Origin of the sequence: Pantoea sp. DY-5, from assembly GCF_019795955.1 — a bacterium.
Taxonomy (GTDB): domain Bacteria; phylum Pseudomonadota; class Gammaproteobacteria; order Enterobacterales; family Enterobacteriaceae; genus Pantoea; species Pantoea leporis.
On the sequence record NZ_JAIMIE010000002.1, the window covers coordinates 141,337 to 161,292 of the forward strand.

General features: G+C 57.0%; 19 protein-coding genes. 4 read left to right on the top strand and 15 right to left on the bottom strand.

Going from position 1 to position 19,956, the window contains the following annotated elements; genetic code table 11:
- The first annotated feature begins 287 nt into the window (after positions 1–287).
- Complete coding sequence (locus K5Y30_RS08845; protein ID WP_101761972.1) at positions 288–914, top strand: hypothetical protein; 627 nt, start codon at positions 288–290, stop codon at positions 912–914.
- Between the two features lie 158 nt (positions 915–1,072).
- On the opposite strand, the gene K5Y30_RS08850 is transcribed toward K5Y30_RS08845, so the two are convergent.
- From K5Y30_RS08850 to prfB, 9 genes are all read right to left on the bottom strand, one after another.
- A complete protein-coding gene (locus K5Y30_RS08850) occupies positions 1,073–1,744 on the bottom strand; it encodes a DUF1989 domain-containing protein (protein ID WP_222211061.1) in 672 nt (223 codons plus the stop codon).
- 13 nt (positions 1,745–1,757) lie between these two features.
- Positions 1,758–2,423 carry an amino acid ABC transporter permease gene (locus tag K5Y30_RS08855; protein WP_222185537.1) on the bottom strand — a complete coding sequence of 222 codons (666 nt, stop codon included), beginning with the start codon at positions 2,421–2,423 and terminating at the stop codon, positions 1,758–1,760.
- Entirely contained in the window at positions 2,423–3,073 is a 651-nt protein-coding gene (locus K5Y30_RS08860; protein ID WP_008108217.1) for an amino acid ABC transporter permease, read from the bottom strand. The genes K5Y30_RS08855 and K5Y30_RS08860 overlap by 1 nt, the downstream gene beginning before the upstream one ends.
- 3 nt (positions 3,074–3,076) lie before the next feature.
- Positions 3,077–3,724, bottom strand: coding sequence for an urea carboxylase-associated family protein (locus tag K5Y30_RS08865; protein WP_222211063.1), 648 nt, complete (start codon positions 3,722–3,724; stop codon positions 3,077–3,079).
- Positions 3,708–4,340, bottom strand: coding sequence for a DUF1989 domain-containing protein (locus K5Y30_RS08870; protein ID WP_192236476.1), 633 nt, complete (start codon positions 4,338–4,340; stop codon positions 3,708–3,710). Before K5Y30_RS08870 ends, K5Y30_RS08865 begins: the two co-directional genes overlap by 17 nt.
- 2 nt (positions 4,341–4,342) lie before the next feature.
- Positions 4,343–5,179: a transporter substrate-binding domain-containing protein gene (locus K5Y30_RS08875; protein ID WP_222211064.1), complete on the bottom strand. Its 837-nt coding sequence runs from the start codon at positions 5,177–5,179 to the stop codon at positions 4,343–4,345.
- 262 nt (positions 5,180–5,441) lie between these two features.
- Positions 5,442–6,293: a MurR/RpiR family transcriptional regulator gene (locus tag K5Y30_RS08880; protein ID WP_192236472.1), complete on the bottom strand. Its 852-nt coding sequence runs from the start codon at positions 6,291–6,293 to the stop codon at positions 5,442–5,444.
- Positions 6,294–6,543: 250 nt separating this feature from the next.
- Positions 6,544–8,064: a lysine--tRNA ligase gene (lysS, locus tag K5Y30_RS08885; protein ID WP_222211066.1), complete on the bottom strand. Its 1,521-nt coding sequence runs from the start codon at positions 8,062–8,064 to the stop codon at positions 6,544–6,546.
- 9 nt (positions 8,065–8,073) lie between these two features.
- Positions 8,074–9,172 (bottom strand): peptide chain release factor 2 gene (gene prfB / locus K5Y30_RS08890; RefSeq protein WP_102135998.1). Its coding sequence is split into 2 segments (ribosomal slippage): positions 8,074–9,096 and positions 9,098–9,172, totalling 1,098 coding nucleotides; the frame shifts between segments, so codons are not numbered across the junction.
- Positions 9,173–9,726: 554 nt separating this feature from the next.
- Here prfB and K5Y30_RS08895 point away from each other — a divergent pair.
- On the top strand, positions 9,727–12,489 hold the full coding sequence (locus tag K5Y30_RS08895) for an autotransporter domain-containing protein (RefSeq protein ID WP_222211068.1): 2,763 nt from the start codon (positions 9,727–9,729) through the stop codon (positions 12,487–12,489).
- A gap of 774 nt (positions 12,490–13,263) precedes the next feature.
- On the opposite strand, the gene recJ is transcribed toward K5Y30_RS08895, so the two are convergent.
- The 3 genes from recJ to xerD are packed head-to-tail and all read right to left on the bottom strand — an operon-like array spanning position 13,264 to position 16,627.
- Positions 13,264–14,991, bottom strand: a complete 1,728-nt coding sequence (gene recJ, locus K5Y30_RS08900) for a single-stranded-DNA-specific exonuclease RecJ (protein WP_222211070.1) — start codon at positions 14,989–14,991, stop codon at positions 13,264–13,266.
- Positions 14,992–14,997: 6 nt separating this feature from the next.
- Positions 14,998–15,711 carry a bifunctional protein-disulfide isomerase/oxidoreductase DsbC gene (dsbC, locus tag K5Y30_RS08905; protein WP_101761962.1) on the bottom strand — a complete coding sequence of 238 codons (714 nt, stop codon included), beginning with the start codon at positions 15,709–15,711 and terminating at the stop codon, positions 14,998–15,000.
- 22 nt (positions 15,712–15,733) lie between these two features.
- A complete protein-coding gene (xerD, locus tag K5Y30_RS08910) occupies positions 15,734–16,627 on the bottom strand; it encodes a site-specific tyrosine recombinase XerD (protein WP_008108233.1) in 894 nt (297 codons plus the stop codon).
- 100 nt (positions 16,628–16,727) lie between these two features.
- Between xerD and fldB the strand changes: the two genes are divergently transcribed.
- Positions 16,728–17,246, top strand: coding sequence for a flavodoxin FldB (gene fldB, locus K5Y30_RS08915; RefSeq protein WP_101761960.1), 519 nt, complete (start codon positions 16,728–16,730; stop codon positions 17,244–17,246).
- On the opposite strand, the gene K5Y30_RS08920 is transcribed toward fldB, so the two are convergent.
- Together K5Y30_RS08920 and sdhE are read right to left on the bottom strand one after the other, a co-directional pair.
- Positions 17,243–17,602: a protein YgfX gene (locus K5Y30_RS08920; RefSeq protein WP_354467272.1), complete on the bottom strand. Its 360-nt coding sequence runs from the start codon at positions 17,600–17,602 to the stop codon at positions 17,243–17,245. The two genes, fldB and K5Y30_RS08920, sit on opposite strands and share 4 nt — an antisense overlap.
- Before the next feature lie 34 nt (positions 17,603–17,636).
- The gene (gene sdhE, locus K5Y30_RS08925; RefSeq protein WP_101761958.1) at positions 17,637–17,903 is read right to left on the bottom strand and encodes an FAD assembly factor SdhE; all 267 of its coding nucleotides are present in this window, start codon (positions 17,901–17,903) and stop codon (positions 17,637–17,639) included.
- 218 nt (positions 17,904–18,121) lie between these two features.
- Between sdhE and ygfZ the strand changes: the two genes are divergently transcribed.
- Complete coding sequence (ygfZ, locus tag K5Y30_RS08930; protein WP_222211072.1) at positions 18,122–19,105, top strand: tRNA-modifying protein YgfZ; 984 nt, start codon at positions 18,122–18,124, stop codon at positions 19,103–19,105.
- A gap of 60 nt (positions 19,106–19,165) precedes the next feature.
- On the opposite strand, the gene K5Y30_RS08935 is transcribed toward ygfZ, so the two are convergent.
- Entirely contained in the window at positions 19,166–19,819 is a 654-nt protein-coding gene (locus tag K5Y30_RS08935) for a hemolysin III family protein (protein WP_222211074.1), read from the bottom strand.
- Positions 19,820–19,956 lie beyond the last annotated feature (137 nt).

The window sequence follows — 19,956 nt, forward strand, 5'->3', positions numbered from 1 at the left end:
AATTTGAACTGCGTCACATTGTTATTAAAGCATAGCCCTTCCATGCCAACCACCCTGCGCGCCGCAAGACTATTTTGCGCCTGTAGCAATAATCCCTGCGCGCGAAAATGTCACTGACTAACAATTGAGACAGATGGAGGTTTCCGCGCTACGCTTGAGAAGGATGTGATCGTTATCACAGTGAGTCAGCTTTTGGCGCAAAATCAAACAGTAAAGGATGGACGTGCACTGCCGATACCTCAATGGATTGCCCGGTTATGGGGTGTCAAAAATCGAGGGGAAAGCGTATGCGATGGCTCATCGCGCTAACGGTTGGCTGCCTAAGCGGCTGCTCTGTTGGGCATTACGAATACAGCAAAGAAGCAGCAAAACGCGTCGATATGACCGTCACCGGCATTCCAACGGTGCTGGGCATTGGTGCGCTTGGCACCACCATTCCTCTCACGCCCGAATACAGCCTGACGGCGGCCCACGTGGCGAAGTATTCACTCTATCGGGTGAAAGCCTGGCATCCCGAATGCGATATCGCCGTGGTGTACCATAAAAACAGCGAAGCCAATTTGCCGCCGCCGTTCCGCAATAGCCATATCGGCGACGACGTGAATCTGTATGGCTACAGCTTTATTTCCGCGATGCCGGTAGCGTCAAGCGGCAAGAATCTGATCAATACCACGCTGGCGAATGACTGGAACAAAGCCAGCTGTGTGGTGGTGGCGGCCAATGCCGGCGTGGTGAAAGGCATGTCCGGCGGCGCGGTGTATAACGCCAGCGATGATACGCTGGCGGGGGTGATTGTCGGTTACAGCAGCCAGATTGATGACAATAAAAGCGGCAAAACGCTGTTTAAGAATGTGGCGCTGTATGTGCCGTACGCCCGGTTTCAGGCGTGGCTGGATGGGGTGGTGAAGTCTTAGATCGTGCTGGCTGTCCCCCTCCTCGGTCCTCCCCCATAAATGGGGGAGGAAGATGCTGCAATATGATAGTTGGGAGCTGCATGTGGCAGCGTCTCCTTCCCCCATTCATGGGGGAAGGCCGGGATGGGGGACAGCGTGCACAGGGACAGCATGCACCATCAAGCCGGAACCCACGCCCCCTGCAACTGCACTTGCGGGAATCCGCCGGTCAGAATACGCAGCTCGGCATCGCGCGGGGTGTTGTCGCCCTGCCCCTGAATGCTGACGATATCCTGCGGACAGGCGGAAAACGCCACAAAACAATCCATCTCGGCGCGCAGCACAATATAGTCGCCCGGCTTCGTCACCACCGGCAGCGTCTTCAGCGTAATGCCATCCGGCTGCACCTGAATATTCATAAAGATATTAAACGAGGCCAGATTGCCGTGCGGCAGCGTCACGCCCAGCTCACGCATGCCTTCAAACAGATTGTCATGGCAGTTGCGATGCGGTTCGGTGCAGCCGAGCAGCTCATAACGACGTGCGTCGCAGGCCGCCATAAAGGAGTCATGCACGCCTGGCGAGGTATCCGCCACCAGCGTCAAAATCGGGTGGCGCTGGCTGGTGATAAAGCTGTCGCCCACTTTGGGATTGAGACGCTGATTCCACACGCGCGTCGCCTCCATACACATATATTCACACACATCCTCAGCGTTGTACGCCCAGCAATCCACCACCTGGGTGCCGTGCAGGTTAATCACCTGCACCGCTTCACCTTGCTTCAGCCGCACCGCTTTACCGTAGCGCGCCGGGATGGTTATCGCTTCACGATGCTGAAATTCAACCGACATGTTGTTCTCCTGATTAATGCTGCATGGCACGACGATAGCGCGTCATGCGAGATTCAAGGCCGCGCGCCAGCCAGTCGATGACGCTGTTGAGCAGCCAGTAACAGAGCGCCACCGTAAGATAGATCTCCAGCGGCGCGTAGGTATCCGAAATCGCCTGTTTGGCGGCGTACATAAATTCCTGCACCGAGACAATCGACAGCAGCGCGGAGTCTTTAATCAAACCGATCATTAGCCCGACCAGCGGCGACAGCATCTGCGGCAGCGTTTGCGGCAGCACCACGTCGCGCAGTTGTTCGCTGCGGCTCAGGCCGAGCACGCGGCACGCTTCCCACTGCCCTTTTGGCAGCGCATCAATGGCGGAGCGGATCACCTGCGCAATGTAAGGCGCGTAATAGAGCGTCAATGCCAGCACGCCCACCACCGGCGATGACAGCGTGATGTCATATTCCGGCAGCACAAAATAGAGCAGATAGATCACCACCAGCAGCGGCAGTGCAAGGGTTAAGCCGCTGTAAAGATTGAGCAACCGTAACCAGAACCGCGATGCGCGCATCAGCAATACGGCCAGCAGCGCGCCCCACAGCAGCGAGCAGAGCGCCGCCACCAGACAGAGCTGTAAGGTGGCGAGCAGGCCGTCACCGAGCGACGGCAAAGAGGTGATAATTGCCTGCCAATCCATTACGCCAACCTCCGTTTCGCTTCTAAACGGCGCGCCGCCGCAATTAACGGCATGGCGATCAGCAGATAACCGGCCGCCACCAGCAGCAGCACCTGCGTGGCTTCGTAGGTGCGGGCGATGACGATCTGTCCGGCGTAGGTCAGTTCGGTCAGCGCCACCACCGACGCCAGCGGCGTGGTTTTCAGCAGAATGGTGAACTCATTCACCAGCATCGGCAGACTGGCGCGCATCACCTGTGGATTGATGACGTACCACCACGTCAGCAAGCGGCTCAGACCCAGCGTGCGCGACGCTTCCAGCTGTCCGCGCGTCACCAGGCTGCGATTCACGCGCAGGATTTCCGCCACGTACGCGCCGCTGTTGAGGCCAATGGCAATCACCGCCGCCAGCATCGGCTGACCGCCCAATCCCAGCCGCGGCAAGGTGAAAAACACCACAAACAGTTGCACAATCGCTGGCGTTCCGCGCATTACGCTGACATAAAAACGCCCGATGGCGCGCCAGATCCAGGCACGGCGCAGCTGCAGGAAGCAGCCGAGCTGCCCCATCACCACGCTGACTAACGATGCCAGCACGGTGAGCACCAGCGTCATCAGCAGGCCGTGTCCGAGTTCCGGCAGCGCGGCCACTACCTGTTGATCCAGCCCCATGCGTTACTCCGCGTTAAAGTCGTGCAGGTTTTCCGCCACCGACAGCAGCAGCGGCGCGGGACGATCGTTGCCCTCAATGCCGGTGTTGCAGGCGGAGACGATGAACTGCGTGTCCACCACCACGCGACAGGTAATGCTGTCACCGGCTTTGGTCAGATTGGTTTCCGGCAGAATCTCGCCTTCCCGCGTCAGCTTGACGTGCATAAACAGGTTGATGGGATCCGGCAGCTTCGGCACCACCATGCCCAGACGTGCCAGCTCGCCGCGCAGCGCATCGAGGCAACCTTCGCCCTGATAGCCGCGCTCAGCGAGAAACGCTGTGGTGGACGCCGGCAGCAGCAGGTCGTGACGCTTCACGCTATCTTTGCCCAGCACCATCATTGGACGGCGACGGTTATTCACCAGACGCATGCCGGAACCGAGCAGGTAGCTGTTGCTAAACACCCGCGTGTGATGCACCGACAGCCACACGGCGGGATCGGCCAGGCTAAAGCCAAACAGCGAAGCCACCGCGCCGTCGCCCTGAGCGGTGATGCGCAGTAACTGGCCACGCAGCACGCGAATCGAACCGATGCTGCCCGCTGCAACCTGCACCGGTTCAGCCAGCGTGCGCACGGCGGTTTCTTCATAACTTTCACGCATTAACAGCATGATTCATCTCCTGAGCGTGAAAATGGTCGCTGACCACGATGTCGATTGGCGTCACCTGCAGGCCGTTGCCGGGAATAATGTCCTGCGGGCAGGATGAGACCGCGCAGATCAGATCGCACAGCGCTTCAAAGGTGATGCTATCGCCCGCTTTGCTGTTGGGATCGGTCACTTCCATGCGGCCATCGGCGGTGACCGGGCCGTTCTGAAATAGGTTGAACGGTTCCGGCAGCGAGAAATAGGTAACGCCAAACGCCTTCATCCCCTCCAGCAGGTTATCGACGCAGTTGCGATGCCCTTCGACACCGAAATCAATGCTGAAACGGGTGCGATCGCAGGCCGGCACGTTGGCGTCGTGGATGCCGATGCTGTCGGCAAGAATGCGCAGCATCGGGCGGTTTTCACTCGACCACAGCGCGTCGCCCGGCTTGAAGAACAGCGAGCGCAGCTGTTGGCGCGTGTGCACCGGCGACAGCTTCTCGTTCAGGTCATCGGCGTTCACCGCGACAAAATCGGCCGCCTGCTGCCCTTCGCTATCAATCACGGTAATAAACTGGCCCTTGCGCACGCGGAAGGTTTTGCCAAAGCCGGCAGGCACCGTCAGGTTAGAGTGGCACATAATTACTCCTGCGGAATGAAGTCGCTGGCGGGCACGGTAAAGGTGGTGCCGAGATACTGCTGCTGCAGTTTGGTCAGTTCGCCATCTTTCTGCATCGCCAGGATGTGGTCGCTAATGGCTTTGTTCAGGCTGCCATCTTCTTTACGTGTCGCCCAGCCCATCCACTGCGACGGGCCGACTTCGCCCACCTGCGCCACTTTGCCGGCATATTTTTTTGCTACCGGCGCCAGTACCGAGATGTCGTCATAAACGAAGTCGGCGCGTTTGGTCATCAGCGTGCTGACGGTTTGATCGAGTGAATCGACGTTGATGATGGTGATCGGTTTTTTACCCTCTTTCTTCAACTGCTCGTTGAAGCCCTTCAGCAGTTGCTCTGGCACGCTGGCGGTTTTCACCGCGCCGCGCAGACCCGACAAGCTTTCCGGACTCAGGGTTTTGCCGCTGAAGGTTTTTGCTTCGGCTTCACGCACCAGCACGCCGTTGACGGTTTTGCTGTACGGCACGGTAAACAGCACTTTTTTCGCGCGTTCTGCCGTGACGTTGAGGGATGAACCTTCGGCATTGAAAGAGCCCGAAATCAGGCCCGGCAGAATGCCGCTGAAGGCGGTTTTCTGAAACTCCAGTTTCACACCGAGATCGTTGGCAAAGGATTGCATGATCGCCACGCTGTAACCGGTGATCTCACCTTTGTCATTGGTGTATTCGTAGGGAGGAAAGGTTGGATCGATACCGACGGTAATTTTGCCGCTGCTTTTGATGTCGGCCAGCGTATCGGCTTGTGCCTGCGCCATGGTGCCGACGGAGAGAAGTGCGGCAATCAGCAGTGCTGTTTTTTTCATTATGGTGTTTCCCTGGTGTTGGTGAAATGTCATTTTCTACTGAGCATATTTTGTGCCAGCTTTTTCACTACCATGCAGGGAGACCTGATAAAAACCATATTTTATTGAATAAAATCAAATGGAAACATTTGTTTCTTAATTTTTATTTTTAGTTTCTATGGTTTCACACACGGTAAGACGGGGAAAACTGGATGGGTGGGCACTGGGCAGAATTGCACCGTTTTGGTGATTTTTCTGGCGCACAATGCGCCAGCAAGGCGCATTATTCCAGTTCGTCGAGGGATTGGTGCAGCGCTTCGATTTGCGCGAGATGATCGTTGCTGGCTTTACCCATTTGCCGGGCCACCAGTGAACAGAGCAGATTACACACGCCAGAGAGCGCGGCGGTGCTGTCGAAAATCAGGCTGCTGTCGGTGTGACAGCGGATTACCCACTGCGCATGGCGCGCCGGTTTGCCGGAGAGCACGTCGGCGATATACAACATCGGCACGTTGCGCTCGGCCAGCGCGTTCATCGCCGCCTCCAGCGCGGGCATGCGACGACGCAGACCGACGCAGATCACCACATCCTCGGCGGTCAACGCCGCTATATGTTCCGCCAGCGAATCGCCGGGACGCGGCAGCAGACGCACATCGGAGTGAATATGGATCAGGTCTCGATAGATCAGATGCGCGATGGTTTGGCTGTGGCGCCAACCCATTACCACCACGCGGCGCGCCTGGCTGATGGCGCTGACCGCCTGCTGCAGCTGTTCGCTGTCCAGCGTGCGATAGCTGTTGACCAGGTTGGCGATCTCTCTTTCCAGATGCTGCTGCATGATGCTCGCCAGCGGCGACGCGCTAGGTGCCGGTTGCAGATAGAGCGGTGAACCGCTGCTTTGCATGTCACGCGCCTGGCGACGTGCGGCTTCATAACTTTCATAGCCGAGATGGCGGAAGAAGCGCGTGGTGGTGGCTTTGGACACGCCCGCGCTGTGTGCCAGTTCGGTGGCGGTGTTCATGGCTAACTGGCCTGGTGCGGCGAGTAGCACATCGGCAAGTCGCTGCTCGTGGCTGGAGAGTTGATCCCAGTGCTGACGAATCCGGCCCTCTAACGTTGCCGCTTTTGCACTCATGGTGATTCCCTGAAAAAGAAAAAAACCATCCTGCACAGAGCGTGCCGGGTTGTCATCAGGAATTTTGTGTTGGGGGGAGAATGTGCTGGCTGTCCCCCATCCCGGCCTTCCCCCGCTAGCGGGGGAAGGAGATGCTGCCACATGCAGCTTCAGAACTCACATTTTGCAGCATCTTCCTCCCCCATTTATGGGGGAGGACCGAGGAGGGGGACAGCGAGCACGGACCGGGATGGGGGACTGCGGCGAAATACTACTTACCGGTCGGGCGCAGTGCCGGGAACAGGATCACGTCGCGGATGGTGTGGCTGTTGGTGAACAGCATCACCATACGGTCGATACCAATACCCAAACCAGCGGTTGGCGGCAGGCCGTGCTCCAGCGCGGTGACGTAGTCTTCGTCGTAGAACATCGCTTCATCATCGCCAGACTCTTTCGCATTCACCTGCTGCAGGAAACGCTCAGCCTGATCTTCTGCATCGTTGAGCTCTGAGAAGCCGTTACCGATTTCGCGGCCGCCGATGAAGAACTCAAAGCGGTCAGTGATTTCCGGGTTCTCGTCGTTACGACGCGCCAGCGGCGATACTTCAGCCGGGTATTCGGTGATGAAGGTTGGCTGAATCAGGTGCGCTTCAGCGGTCTCTTCGAAGATCTCTGTAACGACGCGGCCCAGGCCCCAGCTCTTCTCAACTTTGATGTGCAGCGATTGGGCAATCGCTACCGCTTTATCAAAGTCTTCCAGATCGCTCAGGTCAGTTTCCGGACGGTATTTCTTGATCGCTTCACGCATGGTGAGCTTCTCGAACGGCTTACCGAAATCGAAGCTGTGATCGCCATACGGCACTTCCGTGGTGCCCAGCACATCCTGCGCCAGCGTACGGAACAGGCTTTCGGTCAGTTCGATCAGATCTTTGTAATCCGCATATGCCATATAGAGTTCCATCATGGTGAACTCTGGGTTATGGCGTGGCGAAATCCCTTCGTTACGGAAGTTACGGTTGATCTCGAATACGCGATCAAAACCGCCAACCACCAGACGCTTCAGATACAGCTCTGGCGCAATACGCAGGTACATATCGATATCAAGCGCATTATGATGGGTGATGAACGGACGCGCAGACGCGCCGCCCGGAATCACCTGCATCATCGGGGTTTCCACTTCCATAAAATCGCGGTTAACCATGAACTGACGAATGCCAGCCATGATTTGCGAGCGAATTTTGAAGGTTTTGCGCGAATCGTCGTTGGAGATCAGATCGAGATAACGCTGACGATAACGGGTTTCCTGATCGGCCAGGCCGTGGAATTTGTCCGGCAGCGGACGCAGCGCTTTGGTCAGCAGACGCAGCTCAGTGATGTGGATCGACAGCTCACCGGTTTTGGTTTTGAACAGCTTACCGCGCGCACCGAGGATATCGCCGAGATCCCATTTCTTGAACTGCTCGTTGTAGACGCCTTCTGGCAGATCGTCGCGTGAGACGTAGATCTGAATCTGGCCGCCGACATCCTGCAGGGTCGCGAATGACGCTTTACCCATGATGCGGCGCGTCATCATACGACCGGCCACGCTCACTTCAACGCCCAGCGCTTCCAGCTCTTCATTCTCTTTCTCGTCATAGCTGGCGTGCAGCACATCGGACGTGGTATCACGGCGGAAATCGTTAGGAAACGCCACGCCTTTTTCACGCAGCGCGCTGAGTTTTTCGCGACGCGCTTTCAGTTCGTTGTTTAACTCAAGGGCGGCATCAGCGCTCTGCGGTTGTTGTTCAGACATGTCGGTTCCTTATAGCCCTGCTTTTAAACTTGCTTCAATAAAACGATCGATATCGCCATCCAGCACCGCTTGGGTGTTGCGGGTTTCTACGCTGGTACGCAGATCCTTGATGCGTGAATCGTCGAGAACATAAGAACGGATCTGGCTGCCCCAGCCGATATCAGATTTGTTATCTTCCGCTGCCTGCTTGTCCGCGTTTTTCTTCTGCATCTCATATTCGTACAGCTTGGCGCGTAACTGCTTGAAGGCCTGATCTTTGTTCTTGTGCTGTGAACGGTCGTTCTGGCACTGCACCACAATGTTGGTCGGCAAGTGGGTAATACGCACCGCAGACTCGGTTTTGTTAACGTGCTGGCCACCCGCACCGGAGGCGCGGTAAACGTCGATACGCAGATCGGCAGGATTGATATCGATATCGATGTTGTCATCCACTTCCGGGTAGATAAACACCGAACTGAATGAGGTGTGACGACGGCCGCCGGAATCGAACGGGCTCTTGCGCACCAGGCGATGAACGCCGGTTTCGGTACGCAGCCAGCCAAACGCGTAGTCGCCGATGATTTTAATGGTGGCGGATTTGGTTCCGGCCACTTCACCGTCTGACTCTTCGATAATTTCGGTTTTATAGCCTTTGGCTTCCGCCCAGCGCAGATACATACGCAGCAGCATGCTGGCCCAATCCTGCGCTTCGGTGCCGCCGGAACCGGCCTGAATGTCCATGTAGCAGTCGGCGCTGTCATATTCGCCAGAGAACATACGACGGAATTCCAGTTCGCCCAGCTTCACTTCCAGTGCATCAAGCTCGGCAACCGCTTCGTTGAAAGTCTCTTCGTCGTCAGCTTCCACCGCCAGATCAAGCAGGCCCTGCACATCTTCCAGGCCCTGACGCATGTGATCTAAAGTTTCCACTACCGCTTCCAGTGAAGCACGTTCTTTACCCAGCGCTTGCGCGCGCTCAGGTTCGTTCCAGACGTCAGGCTGCTCCAGCTCGGCGTTTACTTCTTCGAGGCGTTCTTTCTTGGCATCGTAGTCAAAGATACCCCCGAAGAACGTCGCTGCGCTCACTGAGGTCCTGGATACGATTTTTGACCGGATTAATTTCAAACATGGCTTTTCAGTCTTTTTTGACGATTCGGTGAAAGGAGATAAAAACTAACGCGCTAGTTTACCCGAAAGTGTGCGCACTTTGTAGCATTGCACGCCGCCTGAGTGAGCGCGCCTCCGCCGTAAGAAAAAAAGTTCTTATCCTTCTGGAAAGCTTTACCCGCTACGCTTTCCCAAACACCTCCGCAAATACCTCGCCTTCAGAACCTTCTTAGGAATTTTCCTGCAAAAATTAGGCAATTGGCGCCAGATGACGTCATTAAAGATCATGATTTATAACGATAAATCATTAAGAATTGTCTTGTGAGAAATTTCCTGCAAGAAAGCAGACACGTCTCAAATAACGCCATTAAGCAGCTGATATTCAGCCTATCGATTTATTAGCACCCTTTTATCATTTTGCTCAGTGACTATCCCCCCGATGGACATCACTGACGTCCAGACCGTTTGTCACCACGATCGCCAGGAATGCGCAGCTTCGACAGGGAATGACACAGTAATCAGCGCCCGTAAACGTGAGCGGGCACAACATGTCCTGAGAGACATGAAGGAGTATCGATGTTTATTCCCGGTTTGCGCACTTCACCGCGCCTGCTTGCCTTGTTAATGCCTTTGTTACTTGCCGCCTGCGGAGGCGGCGGCGGCGGCGGAGGTGGCGGTAGCGCGGCAACCTCGCCCACCACCGGCACGCCTGAGACACCCACGCCAGCTCAGCCCAGCGCTTCAGGCAATGCCAGCAAAGTCGGCATTGTTGATTCAGGGTTATCGCCCGATCGCAGTGAAATCAATTATGCCAACGTGCAGTTCACCAGCTACGTCGGCGGCGGCAGCAGTTTGAATGATAATCAGGGCATTAACGGCCACGGCACCGTGGTGGCGCTGACGTTATTGGGCCTGTCGCCGGGCAGCTCGCTGTATGTGGCGCAGGCATCGCAGAACAATATCTTTCAATACGACGATACCGCGCGTGCGGTGAGCGGCCTGCTGAGCCAGGGCGTGCGGGTTTTCAATATGTCGTACGCCTCCAGCGAGCGCTTAACCACCGCGCAGGCGCTATCCGATGCGCAGCCGCACTATCAGGTGCTGGTGCAAAGCATGCGAGAGATTGCGGCGGCTAACGGTTTGGCGGTGGTGATCACCGGCAATGGCGGCACTGCAACACCGTCGCCTAATGCGCAGCTGCCGCTGATTTATCAGGACAGCGCGTTGCAAAAAAACATGCTGGCCGTTACCGGCGTGATGGACAGCACCTCATACGACACGGCGAACCGCGCGGCGTTAACCGGGCCGTTTGATGCCTGCGGCAACGCTGCGGCATGGTGCCTGAGCGCGCCGGGATACAGCGATTATCGCTTTCAGAACGCCGATGGCAGCTGGGTGAATGCGCGTAGCTACGGCACCTCGTTTGCTGCACCGCGCGCCGCAGCGGCGGCTTCGCAAGTGTTGCAGCGCTTTCCGTGGATGAGCGGCTACAACCTGCAGCAAACGTTGCTGACCACCGCCACTTATCGCAGTGATGCTTACGCAGGCGCTGCGGATAGCGCAAACGGGCGGCCTTACAACAACACCTTCGGCTGGGGCGACCTCAACCAGGCGAAAGCGCTCAACGGTCCGGCAATGTTCTGGGCCAATGATTTTCACGCCAGCCTGGATGCGGGTAGCTATGTCTTCTCGAATGCCATCAGCGGCGATCGTGGCCTGATACTCGACGGCGCCAATAATGGCGGCGTGCTGCGGTTAACCGCTAACAACAGTTACCTCGGCCAGACCAGCGTTGCCGCCAATACGTTGCTGATTGAGGGTGCGATTGCTGGCAGTGCCAACGTCAGCGGCAGTGGCACTTTAGGTGGCAGCGGTGTGATTGGCGGCAGCTTACTCAATCAGGGAACGGTCAACGGCGGCTTGCAGGTGCAAGGCGATTACCAGCAACGCAGCAGTGGCGTGCTGAATATCGCGCTGAACAGCCCGCTGCGTGTCGCGGGTCATTCGACGCTGGACGGCACGCTTAACCTCGCGCCACCGTCATCGACCTATGTGGTGAAACAGCAGGAAACGCTGCTGACCAGCGATGCAGGCGTCAGCGGCCAGTTTAGTCAGGTCAATACTGGCGTGTTTCTTGATGGTTCGGTCAGCTACAACGCCAACAGCGTCACCGGCCAGCTGACGCGTAAAAACACCGCAGCAGCAGCGGCAGCGCTAGGCATGAACGGCGCCAGCACCCAGCAAACGGCCGCGAATCTGGAGCAGGCATTTAGCGTGGCGGATAGCTGGCAGCAACAGGGATCGCTGAGCAGTGCGCAGCAGTCAGCGCTGGGCGCAGCAGGAGCGTTTCAGTCGCTGGCAGATGCCCGCAGTGCGCAGGCCGCCATCAATTCACTTTCCGGTCAGGCGCACGCTTCCAGCAACGCGGTACTGTTTAATGCGCTGGATTATCAAAGCCGCCTGTTGAGTAACCGTATCGCCGATGCCAGCGCTGACAATCGTTACGGTTTCTGGCTGGAGAGCGGTCAACTGCGCGGTTCACTGGATCAAGCGGGCTACCTCGGCACCAATTACCGCAACACGCTTACCGCACTAGGCGTGGATAGCGATTTGGGTATTTCTGGTCTGCGCGTGGGCGTGGCCTGGACGCAGAATCAGATCGATTCCACCTACGACCAAAGCGGCGGCACCAGCCGTAATCGCCTGCAAGGCGCGATGCTGTATGGCCGCTACGATTTGACGCCAGCATGGTATCTGCAGGGCAATCTCAGCTATCAACATGGTCGCGATGAGTTAAAGCGTCTGGTGTTGCTGGATGAAGCTTCGCCGGTGTCATCGACCACCAGCAGCAACAGCTGGCAGGCGGCGCTGCAAAGCGGCTATCGCTGGACGATTGTGGATAATTATCGCCTCGAACCTTATCTCGGCTGGCGTGAAACCGGGCTGGATACCGGTGCGTTTGAAGATAAAGGCAGCGCGTTCGGTCTGAGCGGCGACGGCGACAGCTATCGACGCAGCGTCGGTTATAGCGGTTTGAGTCTCAGCGCACGGCAGGATTGGTCGGCTGGATTGTGGAGCATGCTGAGTCTTTATGGCGAATACCAGTACGCATTCAACAATCCGTCGATGGATGTCAGCGCGCGCTGGGGCGGATTTGGCGATGACCAGAACCGTTTCACGATTCCCGGCATGCAGCTCGATCGCCGTTCGCAGTGGTTAGGTGTGCGGTTGGATGTGGCGCAGACGTCACGCGCGCGCCTGTTCCTGCGCGCCGATCAGCACTTCGCCGATCGCGGTGACGAGAAAGTGCTGCGCGGCGGTGTGGATGTGAGTTTCTGAGTCCTGCGCATCAATGCGCATCCTGCGGCGCAGGGTCACCGCTAATGGCGTTATGCTTGTCAGATAAGCAGCGCGCTGACATCGCAGGGGTTCCGCCCGCTAAGCATCTGGCAGTTTCAGAATGCATGAAGCAGGCGGCCGGGCTAAGGTCCGAAGGCGCGGACCTTAGCAATCCGCGCCTTGCGCCGTCCTCGCTGTTCCCTCGCTTATCCCTCCGGCTTGACGGACCGCGCGGATTCGCCTTCCTGGCTCATGCCGCGCTTTCGCCGACGTCCTGTCGGCTCATCCTGGCCGTCACTCTGCGCTCGGCGCTGCGGATGGCGCCCAACACCGCCGCCTGTGATGACAGTGCCCGAACGGGTTTTTCGTAGGGTGAGCATTCATGCGCACCAGGTCACCATGAATGGCGACCCTACGGGATTTGTAGCGATGGTGAGTCAAAATAATGCATTGATGCAGCAGCGCGGGTGTTGAGGCGACATCCCAACCCGCTGAGCGAATGAGGGATTCCAGGGCGAGCCGCATGGATGCGGCGAGAGGCGGCGCTGAGCAGGAGCTGATCGACGCCGGTCCGTCAGGAATCGTGAATGAGTGAAGGCACCGCGAAGCGGCGGGTTGGGCTGGCGCAGGGCCCGGGAGTGCAGAGGGCGCGGCCAGGCGTCCTCTGCTCGGTCGCCGCACGAAAGTGCTGCAACTGCCTCAGCACATGGCGAACGAAAGTCGCTCTGCGCTTAACTGAGCGGCATTACGCCATTCATGGCGACCTCACTCACCTTACATCGGCCAGATATGATCGATGATCAGTTGCACCGAACGATTGCCGCGGTATTCATTGATATCCAGCTTGTAGGCCAGCTGCACCTGACGCACGCTGCTGTCTGGCCACAGCGTGGTATCCACGTTGAAGGCAATTCCATCTAACAGCGGGCCGCCGCCGAGCGGCTCGACCATCACTTTCAAATGACGCTCGCCCACTAACCGCTGTTGTAACAGCTTGAACTTGCCGTCAAACACCGGCTCCGGGAACGCCTGGCCCCACGGACCGGCTTCGCGCAGCATTTCGGCGGTGTGCAGCGTAAACTCCTGCGCATGCAGTTCGCCGTCCGACCAAATCACGCCCTGCAGCGCTTCGCCATCCAGCCACTCATCAATCAATGCGGCAAATCGCTCACGGAACTCCTCGTACTTCGCGGTTTCCAGTGACAATCCGGCCGCCATGGCGTGACCACCAAATTTGATCATTAAGCCAGGGAACAGCGTGTCGAGACGCTCCAGCGCATCGCGCAGATGCAAACCCGCAATTGAGCGGCCTGAACCTTTCAGCGTGCCGTCTCCGGCGGGGGCGAAAGCGATCACCGGGCGATGGAAGCGCTCTTTCAAGCGCGACGCCAGAATCCCCACCACGCCCTGATGCCATTCGGGATGGTAGAACGCCAAACCCAGCGGCAGATCGGTATGCTGGCGCTCCAGCTCATCGCACAGCGCCAGCGCTTCGCTCTTCATGCCCTGCTCAATCTCTTTACGCGTCTGATTCAGTGCATCAAGTTCATTCGCCAGCATGCGCGCCTGGGAAATATCTTCGGTGAGCAGCAACGCCACGCCAACCGACATATCATCCAGACGACCGGCAGCGTTGAGGCGTGGACCCACGGCAAAACCAAGATCGCTGGCGGCGAGTTGACGCGCATCACGGTTGGCAATCTCCAGCAGCGCGCGAATCCCGGCGCGGCATTTGCCCGCGCGAATACGACTCAAACCTTGCCACACCAGAATGCGGTTGTTGGCATCCAGCGGCACCACATCGGCTACGGTGCCCAGCGCCACCAGATCCAGCAGCTCCGCCAGATTTGGCTCGGCGCGGCTATCACTAAACCAGTTTTGCTCACGCAGGTGCGCACGCAGCGCCAGCATCAGATAGAAAGCCACGCCAACACCCGCCAGCGAACGTGAAGGGAATTCGCTGTCGTTGAGGTTCGGATTCACAATCGCTTCAGCGGCAGGCAAGGTTTCGCCCGGCAAGTGGTGATCGGTAACCAGCACCGGAATGCCGTGCTGATGCGCGGTATCCACACCGGCATGTGATGAGATGCCGTTATCGACGGTGAGGATCATTTCCGCACCGCGCGCTTTAGCCTGCTCAACCACTTCCGGACTCAAACCGTAGCCATCTTCGAAACGGTTTGGCACCAGATAATCCACATTACCGCCGAGGCTGCGCAGCGCCAGCACGGTTAACGCGGTGCTGGTGGCGCCATCGGCATCGAAATCGCCCACCACCACGATACGTTTGCCCGCCAGCAGCATCTGATGCAGCAACGTCACGGCGGCTTCGATGCCGCCCAGCGTTTGCCACGGCAGCAGGTGTTTAGCGCCGCGCTCCAGTTCCAGCGCCTCTTTCACGCCGCGTTGCAGATACAAGCGGCGCAGCAAAGGGGGCAAATCAGCGGGTAAGCTGGCTTCGGTCTCGGCTTCGCGCCGACGCAATTCAACAGAATGAATCACTGTGCGTTAACCGCCACGCTTCTGGCCGTCAAGCACCTGCTTCAGCTCTTGCGGTCCCTGATAGCCAGGAATCATCATGCCGCTATCCGTGAGAATGGCTGGCGTACCCTGAATGCCAAACAGGATGCCGAGTTTGTACTGCTGCTCGATATTGATTTTGCAAGTTGCCGGTGCATCCATCTGCGGCGCATCGCCTTTCATTGCTGCATCGAAAGCTTTGTTACGATCGGCGCTGCACCAGATGGCGCGCATGGCTTTTTCTACCTGACCATTCAGACCTTCACGCGGGAAGGCCAGATAGCGCACGGTGATGCCGAGCGCGTTGTAGTCGGCCATCTGCTCATGCAACTTGCGGCAGTAGCCGCAGGTGATGTCGGTGAACACGGTGATGACGTGCTGCTCTTTCGGCGCTTTATAGACAATCATGTCTGGCGCCAGCGCAGTGACTTTTTTGTCCAGCAGCTGGTTGGTAACGTTGATCGGCTGGGTGCCGCTGACATCATATAGCGGGCCCTGAATCATGTGCTTGCCGTCTTCGGAGACGTAAAGCACACCGCTTTCGGTCAGTACGGTTTTGATACCCGGCAGCGGGGACGGCTGGATTTCAGCCTGCTGCAATCCCAGTTTTTTCAGCGTTTGCTGAATAGCGTTGTCATCGGCATGCGCCAATCCAGTGAATGCACTGACCAGCAGAGCCAGCATCGTTAGCTGCTTTTTCATCTTAAATCCTTGTTACCGCATCTCAAGCGCGCGGATGATGCTGTTGATGTAACAGACGCAGGCGCTCAGTGGCGACGTGCGTATAAATTTGGGTGGTCGAGAGGTCGCTGTGGCCCAGCAACATCTGTACGACGCGTAAATCGGCGCCGTGGTTCAGTAAATGTGTGGCAAATGCGTGGCGCAGCACGTGCGGCGACAGCTTTTCGCTATCGATACCGGCAAGGGTCGCATAGTGTTTAATGCGATGCCAGAAGGTCTGCCGCGTCATTTGCTGTGCGCGCTGGCTGGGAAACATCACGTCCAGTGTTTGCCCGTTGAGCAGCCACGGCCGACCATGTTCCATATAGTATTCAATCCAGTAAACCGCTTCTTCACCTAACGGCACAAGACGCTCTTTGTTGCCTTTACCGATTACGCGCACCACGCCCTGACGCAGGCTGATATCGCTGATGGTCAAACCCACCAGCTCCGTTACGCGTAAACCGGTAGCGTACAGCAGCTCCAGCATCGCCTTGTCGCGCAGTTCGAGCGGCACATCAATGCTCGGTGCCTGCAGCAAGCGTTCGACCTGGTTTTCACTGAGATCTTTCGGCAGACGCTGCGGCAGTTTCGGTGCCGACAGCAGCGCGCTGGGATCGTCGCTGCGCACTTTTTCCCGATAGAGATATTGGCACAAGCGGCGAATGGCGCTGAGGGTGCGCGCCGAGCTGGTGGCTTTGTAGCCGCCCTCAACGCGTTCGGCAAGAAACTGCTGCAAATCAAGCGCTTCAAGCGTTAATAGCGTGCGATCGTGGTGATGCAGCCAGCCGGTGAGCGTTTGCAGATCCTGCCGGTAAGAGGCGAGCGTATTCTGCGCCAGATTACGCTCAATCCAAAGCGCATCCAGAAACTGTTCGATCAGATCGCTGTCCTGCACTGTACTCTCCGCCCGTGTGAAATCGTGCTCATTATGCCTGAAAGTAGCCTGCTTCTGGTACAATTGCCCCCGAGTCAGGTTCAGACAGAGCATTAATTGCATGAATATCGGTTTGTTTTATGGTTCGAGCACCTGTTACACCGAGATGACGGCGGAGAAGATTCGCGACTTTATCGGTGAAGAATTAGTCACGCTGCACAATTTGAAAGATGACGATCCGTCGCTGATGGAGCAGTACGATTTGCTGATCCTCGGCATTCCGACGTGGGATTTCGGTGAGTTACAGGAAGATTGGGAAGCGATTTGGCCACAGATTCCGGCGCTGAATTTGCGCGGAAAAATCGTGGCGCTGTACGGCATGGGCGATCAGGGCGAATACGCCGAATGGTTCCTTGATGCGCTGGGCATGCTGCACGAACTGCTGCAGCCGATGGGCGTGCAGTTTGTGGGTTACTGGCCGCTGGAAGGCTATGAGTTCACCAGCAAAAAACCGCTGACCGCCGATGGCACGCAGTTTGTCGGTTTGGCGCTCGACGATGTTAACCAGTTCGAACAGAGCGATGAGCGCATTGAGCAGTGGTGCGAACAGATTCTGACGGAAACCGCAGCGCTGCTTTAAGGCAGCGTTTGACCATCCCTTAGAAAACAGCAGGCGCGCAGCGTGCGCCATTCACCGGGCGGCAGGTTGTCATGCATTAACCACAGCCGCCAGCGTTTTCCCTGCTGATTACGCAGCACCAGCAAAACGCCATACGGCAACCAATCCGCATTACGTTCCGCTCGCCAGCGCACGCCGCGCCACAGCCAATTGCCCTTCACGTCCAGCACCAAATGACCTACGCGCTGAACCAAACGGCGCTCGTTACGCCAGCACTCCGCCAGCAGCAGCACTAACACCGGCGCTTTGCTCCACGCCCACGCGTCAGGCCACTCCAGCGCCAGCAGCAAACCGGTGCACAGTAGAGAAAGCGTCACATTCAGTGCGCGCGCACTGCGTGACGCTCGCAGATCACATTGCCACCGGACCGCGTTCACGGTTGCGCTGCTGAATCAGTTTCACCATACGTTTGAACTCGGGATCAACCGGTTCACCGTGATTCATCAACCAGTTGAACAGATCGGGATCGTCACTCTTTAGTAGCGCGATAAAAACCTGCTTATCGGTGTCGTTCAGCGAATCATATTCAAATTTGAAAAACGGCATGATAGCCATATCCAGCTCCAGCATGCCGCGACGGCATGCCCATTGGACGCGGGCTTTGTCGTTAATTTCCATGTCTCAGGTTCCATGACTAAAAACAGTGGGGCTCAGTGTACCTGCTTTTTTTTCTCGCTGCAGGCGCTGTGCTTAACCCTGTGCAATACCTCGGCGTTACATCCCCCAGTTTGCAATGGGTATCACGCGATTTGTGCGCCATATTCAGTAAACAGGTTGCAAAGCCGCACTGCTCTTTTACCATTGCAACCCATTACCTCATTAATCAGGAAAGAGACATGTCGATTTTTACCCTTCCACCTCGCCAGCCTGCTGCATCGTCACGCCTGCCTTTAACCCTGATTTCGCTCGACGAATGGGCGCTGGTTAAGGTGCAGGGCAACGACAGCACGTCTTATCTGCAAGGTCAGTTGACGCTGGATGTCGCGGCGATGGGCGAGACGCAGCATCGTCCCGCCGCGCACTGCGATGCCAAAGGCAAAATGTGGAGCAATATTCGTCTGTTCCATCGCAGCGAAGGTTACGCTTACGTGGTGCGTCGCAACCTGCGTGAGCAGCAGCTTACCGAACTGAAGAAATACGCGGTGTTCGCCAAAGTCACCCTCGTCGCGGATGATGAAGCAGTGCTGCTCGGCGTTGCCGGTTTCCAGGCGCGCGCCGCACTGGCGGGCGTGTTCAGCACGCTGCCGGATGCCGAAACGCCGGTAGTACAGCAAGGCGAGAGCACGCTTTTGTGGTTTGATCAGCCAGCCGAACGTTTCCTGCTGGTGACCACGCCTGAACAGGTGAATGCGTTGAAAGAGAAACTGGCGGGAGAAGCACAGTTCAACGACAGCCTGCAATGGCTGGCGCTGGATATCGAAGCGGGCATTCCGGTGATTGAAAGCGCCACCAGCGCGCAGTTGATTCCACAAGCCACTAACCTACAGGCGCTGGATGCCATCAGCTTCAAAAAAGGGTGTTACACCGGCCAGGAGATGGTGGCACGCGCCAAATTCCGCGGTGCGAACAAACGCGCACTCTATTGGCTGGCAGGTAAAGCCAGCAAAGTGCCGGAGGTTGGCGGTTCGATGGAGCTGCAGATGGGCGATAAATGGCGTCGCACCGGCACCGTATTGAGCGGTGTGCAGTTGGATGACGGCAGCGTTTGGGTGCAGGTAGTGATGAATAATGATTTGGAGCCAGATAGCGTATTGCGCGTGGAAGGCGACGAAAGTGGCAAATTGACCATTCAGCCGCTGCCGTATTCATTGACAGAATAATTGCGGGCCAGGTCGGCACTAAACACGTAGGGTCGCCATTTATGGCGACCTAGATTGAGCTTACATCACATAAAAATAAATCGCGCAGAAGTGCAATACGCTGCCGCCGAGCACAAAACCGTGCCAGATGGCGTGACTGTAAGGAATACGGCGCGAGACGTAGAATATCACCCCTAGCGAATAGACAATGCCACCGGCAGCCAGCAGCCAAATCCCGCCCGGCGACAGTTTGATCGCCAGCTGATAAATCACCACCAGCGACAACCATCCCATACCGAGATAGGTCACCAGCGACAGCGCTTCAAAGCGGTGGGCAAAGGCGATTTTAAACAGAATACCGGCCAGCGCCAGGCTCCAGATCACCACCATTAAGCCTTGTGCCAGCGGCGAATTGAGCCCCACCAGCAAGAACGGCGTATAAGTGCCAGCAATCAACAGATAAATGGCGCAGTGGTCAAATTTCTTCAGCCAGTGTTTGGCTTTTTGATGGGGAATGGCGTGATACAGCGTTGAGGCGAGATAGAGCAAAATTATGCTGCCGCCGTACAGGCTGTAACTGGTGATTGCGGTAACGTTAGCTTGGGATTCAACGGCTTGCGTCAACATCAACACCAGGCCAATGATGCCGAAAATGCAGCCGATTCCGTGGCTGATACTATTGGCGATCTCTTCGGCCAATGAGTAGCCCTGGGCAATAACTGGGGTTTGTACCATGAGGGGATTCCTGAACAACGGAAAAAGCGAGTGTGCTATTTCTGAGCAACCAGAGTAACCGGGATAATTTTCAGAGTACACATGTACGCTAAAATAAATCTGTGAGTGGGTGTGACAGGCGAGGGTTTGAATGAATC

What these genes read in the sequence shown, in the direction of transcription:
- K5Y30_RS08845 (WP_101761972.1), top strand. Translation starts at nt 288, where the DNA reads ATGCGATGGCTCATCGCGCTAACGGTTGGCTGCCTAAGCGGCTGCTCT.
- K5Y30_RS08850 (WP_222211061.1), bottom strand. Translation starts at nt 1,744, where the DNA reads ATGTCGGTTGAATTTCAGCATCGTGAAGCGATAACCATCCCGGCGCGC.
- K5Y30_RS08855 (WP_222185537.1), bottom strand. Translation starts at nt 2,423, where the DNA reads ATGGATTGGCAGGCAATTATCACCTCTTTGCCGTCGCTCGGTGACGGC.
- K5Y30_RS08860 (WP_008108217.1), bottom strand. Translation starts at nt 3,073, where the DNA reads ATGGGGCTGGATCAACAGGTAGTGGCCGCGCTGCCGGAACTCGGACAC.
- K5Y30_RS08865 (WP_222211063.1), bottom strand. Translation starts at nt 3,724, where the DNA reads ATGCTGTTAATGCGTGAAAGTTATGAAGAAACCGCCGTGCGCACGCTG.
- K5Y30_RS08870 (WP_192236476.1), bottom strand. Translation starts at nt 4,340, where the DNA reads ATGTGCCACTCTAACCTGACGGTGCCTGCCGGCTTTGGCAAAACCTTC.
- K5Y30_RS08875 (WP_222211064.1), bottom strand. Translation starts at nt 5,179, where the DNA reads ATGAAAAAAACAGCACTGCTGATTGCCGCACTTCTCTCCGTCGGCACC.
- K5Y30_RS08880 (WP_192236472.1), bottom strand. Translation starts at nt 6,293, where the DNA reads ATGAGTGCAAAAGCGGCAACGTTAGAGGGCCGGATTCGTCAGCACTGG.
- lysS (WP_222211066.1), bottom strand. Translation starts at nt 8,064, where the DNA reads ATGTCTGAACAACAACCGCAGAGCGCTGATGCCGCCCTTGAGTTAAAC.
- K5Y30_RS08895 (WP_222211068.1), top strand. Translation starts at nt 9,727, where the DNA reads ATGTTTATTCCCGGTTTGCGCACTTCACCGCGCCTGCTTGCCTTGTTA.
- dsbC (WP_101761962.1), bottom strand. Translation starts at nt 15,711, where the DNA reads ATGAAAAAGCAGCTAACGATGCTGGCTCTGCTGGTCAGTGCATTCACT.
- fldB (WP_101761960.1), top strand. Translation starts at nt 16,728, where the DNA reads ATGAATATCGGTTTGTTTTATGGTTCGAGCACCTGTTACACCGAGATG.
- sdhE (WP_101761958.1), bottom strand. Translation starts at nt 17,903, where the DNA reads ATGGAAATTAACGACAAAGCCCGCGTCCAATGGGCATGCCGTCGCGGC.
- ygfZ (WP_222211072.1), top strand. Translation starts at nt 18,122, where the DNA reads ATGTCGATTTTTACCCTTCCACCTCGCCAGCCTGCTGCATCGTCACGC.
- K5Y30_RS08935 (WP_222211074.1), bottom strand. Translation starts at nt 19,819, where the DNA reads ATGGTACAAACCCCAGTTATTGCCCAGGGCTACTCATTGGCCGAAGAG.